Annotated in this window: 10 protein-coding genes and 2 tRNA genes; 4 read left to right on the forward strand and 8 right to left on the reverse strand. The window is 65.2% G+C overall.

Features of this window, described 5'->3' with window-relative positions:
• Positions 1-48 precede the first annotated feature (48 nt).
• The 5 genes from QRN53_RS10415 to bcp form a co-directional block, all read right to left on the reverse strand.
• Positions 49-1,551: a malate:quinone oxidoreductase gene (locus QRN53_RS10415; RefSeq protein WP_285243943.1), complete on the reverse strand. Its 1,503-nt coding sequence runs from the start codon at positions 1,549-1,551 to the stop codon at positions 49-51.
• Between the two features lie 79 nt (positions 1,552-1,630).
• On the reverse strand, positions 1,631-3,298 hold the full coding sequence (locus QRN53_RS10420) for an ABC transporter substrate-binding protein (protein ID WP_285243944.1): 1,668 nt from the start codon (positions 3,296-3,298) through the stop codon (positions 1,631-1,633).
• Between the two features lie 167 nt (positions 3,299-3,465).
• Positions 3,466-4,158, reverse strand: coding sequence for a fasciclin domain-containing protein (locus QRN53_RS10425; protein WP_285243945.1), 693 nt, complete (start codon positions 4,156-4,158; stop codon positions 3,466-3,468).
• Positions 4,159-4,391: 233 nt separating this feature from the next.
• Positions 4,392-4,473, reverse strand: a tRNA-Leu gene (locus QRN53_RS10430).
• A 97-nt stretch (positions 4,474-4,570) separates the two neighbouring features.
• Complete coding sequence (gene bcp, locus QRN53_RS10435; RefSeq protein WP_285243946.1) at positions 4,571-5,044, reverse strand: thioredoxin-dependent thiol peroxidase; 474 nt, start codon at positions 5,042-5,044, stop codon at positions 4,571-4,573.
• 96 nt (positions 5,045-5,140) lie between these two features.
• Between bcp and QRN53_RS10440 the strand changes: the two genes are divergently transcribed.
• Positions 5,141-5,596 carry a MarR family winged helix-turn-helix transcriptional regulator gene (locus tag QRN53_RS10440; RefSeq protein WP_285244035.1) on the forward strand — a complete coding sequence of 152 codons (456 nt, stop codon included), beginning with the start codon at positions 5,141-5,143 and terminating at the stop codon, positions 5,594-5,596.
• 92 nt (positions 5,597-5,688) lie between these two features.
• On the opposite strand, the gene QRN53_RS10445 is transcribed toward QRN53_RS10440, so the two are convergent.
• From QRN53_RS10445 to QRN53_RS10455, 3 genes are all read right to left on the reverse strand, one after another.
• Positions 5,689-6,417, reverse strand: coding sequence for a hypothetical protein (locus tag QRN53_RS10445; RefSeq protein ID WP_285243947.1), 729 nt, complete (start codon positions 6,415-6,417; stop codon positions 5,689-5,691).
• A gap of 214 nt (positions 6,418-6,631) precedes the next feature.
• Positions 6,632-6,707 (reverse strand) — tRNA-Lys (locus QRN53_RS10450).
• Between the two features lie 337 nt (positions 6,708-7,044).
• Positions 7,045-8,046, reverse strand: coding sequence for a sunset domain-containing protein (locus tag QRN53_RS10455; protein ID WP_285243948.1), 1,002 nt, complete (start codon positions 8,044-8,046; stop codon positions 7,045-7,047).
• A 254-nt stretch (positions 8,047-8,300) separates the two neighbouring features.
• Here QRN53_RS10455 and ilvD point away from each other — a divergent pair, with 254 nt between their 5' ends.
• The 3 genes from ilvD to ilvN all read left to right on the forward strand — a co-directional run bounded on the left by ilvD (position 8,301) and on the right by ilvN (position 12,848).
• Positions 8,301-10,019 (forward strand): dihydroxy-acid dehydratase, encoded by a 1,719-nt coding sequence (gene ilvD, locus QRN53_RS10460; protein ID WP_285243949.1) that lies wholly within the window; start codon positions 8,301-8,303, stop codon positions 10,017-10,019.
• Between the two features lie 406 nt (positions 10,020-10,425).
• Positions 10,426-12,333, forward strand: a complete 1,908-nt coding sequence (locus tag QRN53_RS10465; RefSeq protein WP_285243950.1) for an acetolactate synthase large subunit — start codon at positions 10,426-10,428, stop codon at positions 12,331-12,333.
• A gap of 2 nt (positions 12,334-12,335) precedes the next feature.
• The gene (gene ilvN / locus QRN53_RS10470; protein WP_018760055.1) at positions 12,336-12,848 is read left to right on the forward strand and encodes an acetolactate synthase small subunit; all 513 of its coding nucleotides are present in this window, start codon (positions 12,336-12,338) and stop codon (positions 12,846-12,848) included.
• Positions 12,849-12,888: the final 40 nt, after the last annotated feature.

A 12,888-nucleotide genomic window follows, 5' to 3' on the forward strand; every position in this document is an offset into this window, starting at 1 on the left:
AAGTGACTGGTACAAGCCCTGGGGTGCCAGCCGCTGGCCCAGGCAGGGTCAATGGCTGGCGGTAACGCTCTCCAGCTGGAGGGATTTGGCCGTGGCCCGTTCCAGCTCCGCTGCCAAGTCCGGATTTTCATCCAGCTTGACCCCGTAGCCGGGCATCATGTCCTTGAGCTTGGACTGCCAGCCCTTGAAGTTCCGGGGGAACGTCTTCTGCAGCAGTTCAATCATGATGGGGACAGCGGTGGAGGCTCCGGGCGAGGCGCCCAGGAGCGCACCGATGGAGCCGTCGCGGCCGGCGATCACTTCGGTTCCGAACTGGAGGATGCCGCCCTTTTGTGGATCTTTCTTAATGATCTGCACACGCTGGCCGGCGGTGATAAGTTCCCAGTCGCCGCCCTTTGCCTCGGGGTAGTACTCCCGCAGTGCCTCAACCTTCTGGTCGTGCCGTTTGGCCACTTCCTTGACGAGGTAGGCCGTGAGGTCCATGTTGTCCTTGGCTACGGCGAGCATCGGGATGATGTTGCCCGGGCGGATGGACAGCGGCAGGTCCAGGTAGGAGCCGTTCTTGAGGAAGTTCGTGGAGAAACCGGCGTAGGGGCCGAACAGGAGCGAGCGCTTGCCGTTGACATAGCGGGTGTCCAGGTGCGGCACGGACATGGGCGGGGCGCCCACTGAGGCCTGGCCGTACACCTTCGCGCTGTGCTGGGCGGCAATGGTCTCGTCGGTGCAGCGGAAGAACTGCCCGGAGACCGGGAAGCCTCCGTACCCCTTGCTTTCGGGGATGCCCGAGGCCTGGAGCAGGTGCAGGGCACCGCCGCCGGCGCCGACGAAGACGAACTTGGCGTGGATCTTGCCGTGCTCCCCGGAACGCGGGTGCTTCAGCGTCAGGTCCCAGCCGCCGTCGGACGCGCGGGAGATGCCGGTGACATCGTGGCCGTAGTTGATTTCGACGCCGTTGTTCCCCAGGTAACCGGTGAGCTCACGGGTCAGCGCCCCGAAGTCGACGTCTGTCCCCTCGGCGGCACGGGTGGCGGCGACGCGCTGTTTGGGGTCGCGGCCCTTGACGATCAGCGGCGCCCACTTGGCGATTTGTGCATGGTCCTCGGAGTATTCCATGGACCGGAAGAGGGTGTGCGGCTTCAAGGCCTCATACCGCGTCTTCAGGAAACGGGTGTGGTCCTCGCCGATCACGAAGCTCATGTGCGGGACGGTGTTGATGAAGCCCTTGGGGGAGCCGATCAGCTTGTTGTCCACCAGGTGGGACCAGAACTGGCGGGAAAGCTGGAACTGTTCGTTGATGAGCAGCGCCTTGTTGGGGCTGACTGAGCCGTCTTTGGCTGCGGGGGAGTAGTTCAGTTCGCAGAGGGCTGCGTGGCCCGTTCCTGCGTTGTTCCAGGGATCTGAGCTCTCGAGCCCCGGCTGGTCCAGCCGTTCGAACAGCGAGATGGTCCAGTCCGGCTCCAGCTGCTTGAGGAATGCCCCCAGCGTCGCGCTCATGATGCCGCCGCCTATCAGGACAACGTCGGCGTGTGGGGTCTTGGAAATGAAGGTCACGATCAGTCTCCGATTGCAGCGGCTCTGGCTGTCACAGAATATCCCCGCGCAGCCGACATACTGAAATTGGAGCGGCCCGTCAAGGCTTTAGTTGGACCTTCGTAAAAACTTCATTTAAGACCGGTGACGCCGGGTAGCTGACCACCCGGTCTGAAAGGGCAAGGGCGGAGATGGGGAAGGCGATGGGAACGGCCGGTACCGTCGCCGCGATCTGGGCGTTGATGGTGTGATACAAGTCATCCCGCTCCTTGCCGTCGGGCAGGCCGCGGGCCCTGTTGATTTTCGAGAACACCTGCGGATCCTGGTACCCGAACTCGCCGTTCTTTTCCCCGAACAGCGGGCCGACGAAGTTGTCGGCGTCCGAGTAGGAGCCGTTCCAGCCGAGGATGTGCAGGGCGTGGTCGCCGGGGGACTGGACCTTCTGGAGGTAGCCGTCCGACCAGTCCACAGGGACGGGCCGGATATTGAAGCCGACGGCGGTGAGCTGGCGGCTGAGCTCGGCGTAGACCTTCTCCGGGGTTGGAAGGTAAGGGCGGGTGATGTTCAAGGGATAGTAGAACTTGAGTTCCTCGCCCGCGTAGCCGGCGTCCTTGAGGTAGCTCTTGGCCTTGTCCGGATCATGGCCCAGCTCCGGGGCGTCGTTGTTGAATCCGCTGATCTTGGGCGGGACGAACTGAGTGGCTTTGGCCGTGTTGTCGATGAAGAATTTCCGGATCAGGGTTTCCTTGTCGATGGCGAGCTCCACCGCCTGCCGGATCTTCTGGTTTTGCAGCACCGGGACATCCTGGTTCATGCCCACGTACATCACGGAGAAGGGGTCGCGCTGGACGATCTGCTTGCCGCGCTTGACCAGCTGGTCGAAGTTCCCCACTGTCACGGCGTCGTAGCCGTCGATCTTTCCGTCCAGGAGGGCCTGGAGGCGGGTTTGCGGGTAGTTGTAGGCCAGGAAGTTGATGGTGGCGATTTGGCCGCGGTCGCCCCAATAGGTCTTGTTGCTGGACAGGGTCACGTTGTCGCTGCCCCAGGCGGCGAGCGAGAACGGGCCCGTGCCGACCGGGTTGGTGGCGAAAACGGACAAGGCCTGGCCGGCACGGTTCTGGTCCAGCACGTCGGCCTTGCCGGCAGCGAGGGCGGCAGGGGAGGCCATCGCGAAGGCGGGCAGGGTCAACGCCTGGAGGAACGCAGTGAAGCGCTGGGTGAGGTCGATCTGCACGGTGTCCGCAGACACGGCGGTGCAGCTCTTGAAGATTGAGAGGCCGGCTTCGTCCGAGTGGGCTTTGAAGACGCCCTTGAAGGAGCTACCCGGTGCCTGCTTCCGCAGTTCAGCGGGAAAGGCGAACCAGCGGTTGAAGTTGGTGCAGACGGCGTCGGCGTTGAAGGGGGTGCCGTCCTGGAAGGTGACACCGGTCCGCAGCTTGAACGTGTAGGTGCGGCCCTCGTTGGATTCGTTCCATTCGGTGGCCAGCAGGGGAGTGGGCTTGCCTGTGGTCTGGTCCACGCCCACGAGGCCTTCCATGATTTGCCGCGTGATGCGCTGGGATTCGACGTCGTTGGACAATGCCGGGTCAAGGCCCAGCGGCTGGGCGGCGGTTCCGAAGCTGAAGGTGGCTTCCGGCTCGGCCGGGGTGGAGTTGTTCGGGCCGGATGTGGGCGAGGGTGACGGTGTGCCTGTGCAGGATGTCACTCCCAGCGCCATGAGGACGGCGCCGGCCTTGATGGCCGTCCGCCGCGATGTACTGCTGGGCACTCGTCTATCACCTCTGGATCCTGCCGGCTCCGCCGCTTGCGGAACGGGACCCAGTCTAATGGACAGGTCCTGGACGCTGCCGGTAGCCGGACACGCCAATGCCGGGCCCCTGGAAAACCAGTGGAACCCGGCTTGGTCGAAGAACGCCTGTTGCCTGAGTCGGTGGACTACTTGGGCATCAGGACAGAGTCGATCAGGTAGACCGTGGCGTTCTTGGTCTTGACGCCGCCACAGATGACGTTGGCGTTGTCGACCTTCAGGTTGTTGCCGCTGCCGGTGACGGTGACGGAGCCGCCCTCGACCGTGGCGTGGGTGCCGGCGATCTTGTCAGGGGTGATCTGGCCCGGAACAACGTGGTAGGTCAGGATCTTGCTCAGCAGGGCATCGTCCGTCTTCAGGGTGTCGATGGTGGCGGGGTCGATCTTCTTGAACGCGTCATCCACCGGTGCGAAGACAGTGAATTCGCCGCCGTTGAGGGTGTCAACCAGGTTGACCTTGGGGTTGAGCTTGCCCGAAACCGATGCGGTGAGCGTGGTGAGGATCGGGTTGTTGGATGCTGCCACGGCCACCGGATCCAGGGCCATGCCCGCTACCGAACCTGCGCCGGTGGGAACCTGCTGGGCGTAAGCGGCGCAGCCGGGGCCTACCAGGTTGGCCGCGGGGTCCATGGTGCCTGCGGAGGACTTGGCCGAGGCGCTGGCGGACGGTGATGCCATGCTGGTGCTCGGGGCGGAGGACATCGGCGCAGAAGATGCCGAGGAATCGGAGGTGCTGCCCGAACCGCCACATGCGGTGAGGCTCAGCAGAGTGGCTGCTGCAATGCCTGCGACGGTGAGAGTGGTGCGCTTGAAGGTCTGCATTTCAGTTCTCCTTGGATCGTTTCGCCTGCTGCCCTTGGAGTTGTTTCCGTGGCTTGCAGTCTGACTTGGGGGGTAGGCACCTGCCCTTGGCTGGTGTCTCAATGGCTATTCGGCCGGTGCGCGGAAGCGGATGGGTGGATTTTTGGAGTTTTTCGATTCGGGGCACGAACCGGCGGGAGAAGGCGCGGCTTAAAGCAAAGGATCCCCCGGCCGAAGCCGGGGGATCCGCTGTGTGCGCAAGGGGGGACTTGAACCCCCACGCCCGAAGGCACAGGAACCTAAATCCTGCGTGTCTGCCAATTTCACCACTCGCGCGCAGGCTTCCGGCCATCAACGCAGAGCGTTCGACGGCGGGATGCCAGTGTCCATTGTAGCGTCGCGCCGGCAGCGTGTTCCGGCGGGCGCGGCGCGGTCAGGCGTCCAGGTTGAGGTCCCGCCGCAGCTTGGCCACGTGGCCGGTGGCCCGGACGTTGTATTGGGCCAGTGAAACGGTGCCGTCGGGATCCACCACCACTGTGGACCGGATCAGGCCCTGGTAGGTCTTTCCGTAGTTCTTCTTTTCGCCCCAGGCGCCGTAAGCCTCAGCTACTGCGTGGTCCTCATCCGAGAGCAGGGGGAACGTCAGTGCTTCGTTCGCGGCAAACTTTGCCAGTTTTTCGACGGAGTCCGGCGAAATGCCCAGGACGTCGTATCCGGAGGCCTGCAGGGAGGCAAGGCTGTCACGGAAGTCGCAGGCCTCCTTGGTGCATCCGGGAGTGGACGCTGCCGGATAGAAGTAGACGATGGTGGAGCGGCCGGAAGCCTGGTCCAGGCTGACGTCCTTTCCGCTTGAGTCCCGCAAGGTGAACGCGGGTGCTTTGTCGCCGGTAACGAGTCTTTCAGCCATTGTTTTTCTCCTGGTAGCGGGCGGGACACAACAGCCTAGTAAGCAGGTGGGGCGAGTGCTAATCGGCACTTGGCTATACTGGCTGCTATGCCTGATATGGATCACTGGCCCACAGGGCGCCTCCTGTCCACTGCTGCGCGCCTCGTTGAACACTCCTGGAACGAGAAACTTGGCGCCATCGGACTCACCCACGCCGGTGTCATCGCCATAGAAGTGCTGGCTGCCCAAGGGCCCATGACCCAGGCACAGCTTGCCCAGTACGTCCGCGTCCAGGCCCAGACCATGGGCAAGACGCTCAGCCGGCTTGAGTCCCACGGCCACATTGCCCGGGTGCGGAGCACCTCGGACCGACGCAGCCACGTGGTCTCGCTGACCGAGCGCGGCAAGGAAGCGGTGGCCCAGGCCGTGGAGATGGAGCGTTCGGTATTGGCCTCCGCCTCGATCGATCCCGAGGTCCTGCGCCAGGAGCTCAAGGCCGTGGTCCGCGAACTTGCCAGCCAGTTCGCCACAACGCCCAGCAATGCCTCGGCCCTGGTGGACTCGGCTCAGTAACACGATATTTTTGCGCCGCATTATAAAGCGCGGCCCCGGCAGTGAATGGCCGGGGCCGCGTTTTTTGTGCCAGCCCGCAGGCTGGCCCTGGCCTAGAGCCCGAGGTCTTTGACTGCTGTGACCCAATCGCGGGCGATCGCATTTTGTGCGGCGGCAAGGACCACCCGATGGGAGCAGACAGCGTTGTGAAGGGTGTCCTCGACGCCGTCCTTCGGGTTCGTGGTGCCGGTGGCGCCTGCCCTGTTGGGCTCGGGCCACAGGTTCGAGACCGAATTTGAGCCGCCCAGCTCCAGGCTCACGAGGTGGTCATACTCTGTCGTTTTCGCAGCCGCCTGGCCGTATTCGCGCAGGCTCTCGGCTTTGACCTTGTCGGTGTCCGAGACCGGCGGCCGGACCGTTGCCGTGTAGCCGGGCGTGCAGATTGTCGAGGCAATGTTGTTTTCGGTGACGGCCGGATCGGCACTCCCTGGCGTGCACGTTGGATCCGGCAGGTACTCCCCGGAGGCGGCGTCAACGGTCCTGGCCGTGCACTGCCCTGCGGAAAGCTGCTCGTCGATTGCAACGATGCCGGGGGAGTGGACGGACTTGAGTCCCGAGGCTGCCGCCGCTCCGGCAAAACGAGGTGCGGCAGCGGCGGCCGCAGTCGCGGGAGGCGCCCCTTGGGTGGCAGGCGACGCCACCTGTGTCGCAGCTTCGGCAGAGGCCACAGTGGCTGCCCCCGTGTCCGCTGCGGGGTGCGAAGTTGGCTGGCAGCCGGTGAGGGCCAGGGCGGAAATGACCAAGGCGGCCGGCAGGACGAGGTGGGTGTGGCGTAAGTTCATGATCCTCATGTGCACGGCGGCCCCGGAGAGTTTCCCCGGGCGGACAACAGCTGATTCCGCCGTCCCTATTCTTTTACTGTTGTACCTCTCCGTCGCCTTTCCGGAAAGACGCGGCGCCGGCAGGATCGCGGGACCTGAATGGCACTGAAGTGGCATAGGAAAAACAAAACAGCCCCCGGTTCGCGTTGCCGCGAGCCGGAGGCTGTTTTCCCAGTGGTGCACCCCCCGGGACTTGAACCCGGAACCCATTGATTAAGAGTCAATTGCTCTGCCAATTGAGCTAGAGGTGCATCTTCTTTGCGTCAATCTTTCGGGCTTTTTCTTTCCCGTTGATCTCCGCAACGACATGAAACTCTACACGAACTTTTGGTGCAAGTGAAATCGGCGCCCGGCAAGGGGTCCCCATCCGCGCCGGGGCCCTAAAACCGGCACAAAATCAGGGTTTTCGTTGGTGGTCAGCGGCCATAATCCGCCTTCCGGGGTGCGGATCACCTCCCTGATGCGCTCCTGCGCCCCTGTGAGTTAGACCACAGGTTTGCTTGCCCCGGTTTTATGGCGGCCTCTTTTGCTGGCAGGCACCATGCCCGGGACTTTGCGGGCGCAGTACCGTGCGGTGGCGTCGTACGGCTAGAGGCGTTTGCGGCGCGGAGCACGGAAGCCGGCGGCCTCGGCGTGGGCTGCAGACTCAAACCAGACTTCCGCCCGGGCCAGCTCATACTCCGGATGTCCTTCTTCGTAGTAGACCATCGCGGTGGCGTCCCCTTTGACGCTGTAGTCCGCCGGGCCGCTTCCGTCAGCGGCTGCCGACGCCGAGCCTGCCCCGTAGGGTTCCCCTGCCGCGAGGTGCCCGGCCGGCTCTCCCCGCTCATCGCTGTGCAACGGGGCAGCGGCCCCGTGGTGGCCTGCCTCGTCCTCCAGGAGACCGGAGAGTTCGGTGCGGTCCACGGTTTCGGCCGCAGCCGCGTCCTCCACGGCGGCGGTTTCGGCGCCGGGCAGCGTCGGAGCGTGGGGTCCCGTGTATTCGTCGTGATGGACAGGCTGGGCAGGCGGAGCAGGCTGGTCAGGTGCGGGGGAGTCGTCCTCCCCGCGTTCCTGCTGTGCGGTGGCAGCTTCCCCCGCTGCGGCACCCGCCGTGGCCGGGGTTGCGTGGGACGCTGAACCAATCCCCGGGCCATCGGCGGCCGCTGCCGGTGCGGGCCGTGACCCGGACGGCCCGGCCTCCGACCATTGGGTCTCCCACTCTGCCTCATCCTGCAGCCTGCGTTCCTCGCGGTCACCGTCGGCGCCGGATGGGGCAGTGCCGGCATCCGTGCCGGAAGGGTCCTGGTCCGGGGTGTCCGCTGCTTCGTCGGCCGGAGGTGTCGCGGTCCGCGGCGATGCCGACGAATCCACCGGTTCCTCAGCCGTTGCCGGCACTGGAGGTTCGGCGGCCCGGCCGAAGCCCGCTGCCGTGGGCATCCCGGTGGTCGCGGCGGCCTCCGCAGAAGCCGCGGCGCTGCCTCCCTCCAGGGCGCCGTCCGATCTCGTGCCGGATGGTCCCGGCGCGCCGGCCGACTTGTTGCGGTTCAGCAGCCACCAAACGACTGCCACGACAACGACGATGAGAATGATCCAGAAAAGAATGTCCATGGCGGGCCTCTCGATCCGAGCGGGGGTGTCCTGTCCCCGACGCTACGTCGGGAGGCCATTGCTGTCCAGAGACGCCACAGGCCGGGGACTGGCATCAACGCCGCCGGCGCGGCGCGGTGAACGAGGCGCCCGGCACCTCCGCCATCTCATTATGTGAGATGGCAGTCCACTATTTGGCGGATATTTGCCTGTATTTCAACGGGAACCCCGGTTGGCGGTACTCCGGCCACGGTGCGAGCCCTAGACTTTCCCCTATGAGCGATGCCCAGACCGCAACCGAGAACACGCCGGACATCAAGCCCCGCAGCCGCGTGGTCACCGATGGAATCCATGCGGCGCCCGCACGCGGCATGTTCCGGGCTGTCGGCATGGGGGACGACGATTTCGCCAAGCCGCAGATTGGCGTGGCGAGCTCGTGGAACGAGATCACACCGTGCAACCTGTCCCTGAACCGCCTCGCGCAGGGTGCCAAGGAAGGCGTCCATGCAGGTGGCGGGTTCCCCATGCAGTTCGGCACCATCTCGGTCTCGGACGGCATTTCCATGGGTCATGAGGGCATGCATTTCTCCCTGGTCTCCCGCGAAGTAATCGCCGACTCCGTTGAGACCGTCATGCAGGCGGAGCGGATCGACGGTTCGGTCCTGCTGGCCGGCTGCGATAAATCCCTGCCCGGCATGCTCATGGCGGCCGCGCGCCTGGACCTGGCCAGCGTCTTCCTTTACGCAGGCTCCATCATGCCCGGCTGGGTGAAGCTCGAGGACGGCTCCGAAAAGGAAGTCACCCTGATCGACGCCTTCGAAGCGGTGGGTGCCTGCGCCGCCGGCAAGATGAGCATGGAAGACCTCACCCGCATCGAAAAGGCCATCTGCCCCGGCGAGGGCGCCTGCGGCGGAATGTACACGGCCAACACCATGGCGTGCATCGGCGAGGCGCTGGGCATGTCCCTCCCGGGCTCCGCCGCCCCGCCTTCGGCCGACCGCCGTCGTGATGAATTTGCCCGCAAGTCCGGCGAGGCCGTGGTGAACCTGCTGCGCCTGGGCATCACCGCGCGCGACATCATGACCAAGAAGGCCTTCGAGAACGCCATCGCCGTCACCATGGCCTTCGGCGGCTCCACCAATGCCGTCCTGCACCTGCTGGCCATCGCCCGCGAAGCCGAGGTGGAACTGACCCTCGACGACTTCAACCGCATTGGCGACAAGATTCCGCACCTGGGCGACCTCAAGCCCTTCGGCCGCTACGTCATGACCGACGTCGACAAGATTGGCGGCGTGCCGGTGATCATGAAGGCACTGCTCGACGCCGGCCTGCTGCACGGCGACTGCCTCACCGTGACCGGCAAGACCGTGGCGGAAAACCTGGAAGCCATCAACCCGCCCGACGTCGACGGCAAGATCCTCCGCGCCCTGGACAACCCGATCCACAAGACCGGCGGCATCACCATCCTGCACGGCTCGATGGCTCCGGAAGGCGCCGTCGTCAAGAGCGCCGGCTTCGACGCCGACGTCTTCGAGGGCACCGCCCGCGTGTTCGAACGCGAGCAGGGCGCCCTGGACGCGCTGGACAAGGGCGGGATCAAGGCCGGCGACGTCGTCGTCATCCGGTACGAGGGCCCCAAGGGCGGCCCGGGCATGCGCGAGATGCTCGCCATCACCGGCGCCATCAAGGGTGCCGGCCTGGGCAAGGACGTCCTGCTGCTGACGGACGGCCGCTTCTCCGGCGGAACCACCGGCCTCTGCATTGGCCACGTGGCGCCGGAAGCGGTCGACGGCGGCCCGATCGCCTTCGTCGAGGACGGCGACCGGATCAGGGTGGACATAGCCGCGCGCACCTTCGACCTGCTCGTTGACGACGCCGAGCTGGCCGCCCGCAAGGTGGGCTGGCAGCCGCTTCCGGCCCGCTACACCAAGGGAGTGCTCGCCAAGTACGCCAAGCTCGTCCACAGCGCCAGCCAGGGTGCATGGACCGGCTGATGTGAGTTCCTCAGTGCCTCCCGCGGAGAAACTGCCCAATGTAGGCGGCAGGGCTTAATAAGGGCTGATCCGAGGGGCCCCGGTCGGACGACGCTCGCGCCGGGCGGCCGGGGGCGGATCATCCCGCTGCCGAGATAGGATCAAAGAGTGGACAGCGTAGTCCACATGGTGAGATAGGGTTGTTGCTCGTTGACACCTGTCTTGCCAAGAGGGAAAACTGAACGCATGACTTTCGTTACCGCCGGCACCGTCGTCGTCCTTACCAAGCGCGTGGCACATTAGCCTCGACTGGTAACGAACCGTCACGCGCGAACCCCTCACAGAGCCACCCGGCTGAGGGGTTTTTTTATTTCCCGCCTTTCCAGTCAAGTTCCAACACCAGAGAAGATCCACAAGGAAGAGTCCGATGAGCAAAGGATCGCCCATCAGCCCCTCGCTGATGGCCACCAAGTCCGCTGGAGCCGCCAAAGCTCCGGAACGCGCCGACCGGACGGCTGACCATGCCGCCGTCGTCGCCGACCTTGCCGCCGTCTCTCCTGTCCTTGGGCCGAACAACGTCGTACCCCCGACGGTGATGACCGGCTCGCAAGCAATCGTCCGTTCGCTCGAAGAACTCGGCGTCGACGACATTTTCGGTTTGCCCGGTGGCGCGATCCTGCCCACCTACGACCCCTTGATGGCCTCCACCATGAACCACGTGCTGGTCCGTCACGAACAGGGAGCCGGCCACGCCGCGCAAGGCTACGCCATGGTTACCGGGCGGGTTGGCGTTTGCATCGCCACCTCGGGCCCCGGCGCCACCAACCTCGTTACCGCCATCATGGATGCCCACATGGACTCCGTGCCCCTGGTGGCCATCACCGGCCAGGTCGCCAGCGGCGTCATTGGCACCGATGCGTTCCAGGAAGCCGACATCGTTGGCATCACCATGCCCATCACCAAGCACTCGTTCCTGGTGACCGACCCCAACGACATCCCGCACGTCATGGCGGAGGCGTTCCACCTGGCCTCCACCGGCCGTCCCGGCCCCGTCCTGGTGGACGTTGCCAAGGACGCCCAGGTGGGGCAGATGACGTTCTCCTGGCCGCCGCGGATCGACCTGCCCGGCTACCGTCCGGTCACCCGCGGCCACAACAAGCAGGTGCGCGAGGCGGCAAAACTCATCGCCGCTGCCTCCAAGCCGGTCCTGTATGTCGGTGGCGGCGTGGTCAAGGCGCACGCCTCCGCGGAACTGCTCGCCCTCGCCGAGGCCACGGGTGCGCCCGTGGTGACCACGCTGATGGCAAAGGGCGCGTTCCCGGATTCCCACCCGCAGCATGTGGGCATGCCCGGCATGCACGGCAGTGTTTCGGCCGTCACGGCACTGCAGCAGTCGGACCTCCTGATCACCCTCGGCGCCCGTTTCGATGACCGCGTCACCGGTGTGCTGCGCACCTTCGCGCCCCATGCCAAGGTCATCCACGCGGACATCGACCCCGCGGAGATCTCCAAGAACCGCACCGCCGATGTCCCCATCGTCGGCTCGGTCAAGGAGATCATCCCGGAGCTGACAGAGGCCGTCCGCAGCCAGTTCGAAGCGTCCGGCACGCCGGACCTGACCACCTGGTGGTCCTTCCTGAACAACCTCAAGGAAACCTACCCGCTGGGCTGGACTGAACCGGACGACGGCCTCATCGCCCCGCAAAAGGTCATTGAACGGATCGGCCAGCTGACCGGCCCCGAAGGCGTGTTCGTGGCGGGCGTTGGCCAGCACCAGATGTGGGCCGCCCAGTTCATCAAGTACGAGCGCCCGCACGCCTGGCTGAACTCCGGCGGCGCCGGCACCATGGGCTACGCCGTTCCCGCGGCCATGGGTGCCAAGGTGGGCGAGCCGGACCGTGTGGTCTGGGCCATCGACGGCGACGGCTGCTTCCAGATGACCAACCAGGAGTTGGCCACCTGCGCGATCAACAAGATTCCCATCAAGGTTGCCGTCATCAACAACTCCTCGCTGGGCATGGTGCGGCAGTGGCAGACCCTCTTCTACGAAGGCCGCTACTCCAACACCGACCTCAACACCGGCCACGACACCGTCCGCATCCCGGACTTCGTCAAGCTGGGTGAGGCGTACGGCTGCGCCTCGTTCCGCTGCGAACGCGACGAGGACATCGACGCCACCATCCAGAAGGCACTTGAGATCAACGACCGCCCCGTGGTGATCGACTTCGTCGTCAGCCCCAACTCCATGGTGTGGCCGATGGTGCCCTCCGGAGTGAGCAACGACCAGATCCAGGTCGCCCGAAACATGACCCCGGAATGGGAAGAGGAAGACTGAGCATGAGCCGCCACACACTTTCCGTCCTGGTTGAGGACAAGCCCGGCGTCCTGACCCGCGTGGCGAGCCTGTTCGCCCGCCGCGCCTTCAACATCAACTCCCTGGCCGTGGGCCCCACCGAAGTGCCGGGCGTGTCCCGCATGACGGTGGTGGTCGACGCCGACGGCGACCTCATCGAACAGGTCACCAAGCAGCTCAACAAGCTGGTGAACGTCATCAAGATCGTTGAGCTCACCCCAGAAACTTCCGTACAGCGCGACCACATCCTGGTCAAGGTACGGGCGGATGCCGCAACACGCCTGCAGGTAACCCAGGCCGCAGACCTGTTCCGCGCCTCAGTGGTGGACGTGTCCACCGACTCGGTCGTCATTGAGGCCACCGGCCACCCGGAAAAGCTCACAGCCCTGCTTTCAGTGCTGGAGCCCTTCGGTATCCGCGAAATCGTGCAGTCCGGCACCCTGGCCGTTGGACGGGGATCCCGCTCCATGAGTGACCGGGCCCTCCGTTCCGCCTAGGCACCAGCCCTGGCGGGACCTGGCGCCCGTAACCGCAGCA

It is taken from the genome of Pseudarthrobacter sp. fls2-241-R2A-127 (assembly GCF_030209355.1).
Lineage (GTDB): Bacteria > Actinomycetota > Actinomycetes > Actinomycetales > Micrococcaceae > Arthrobacter.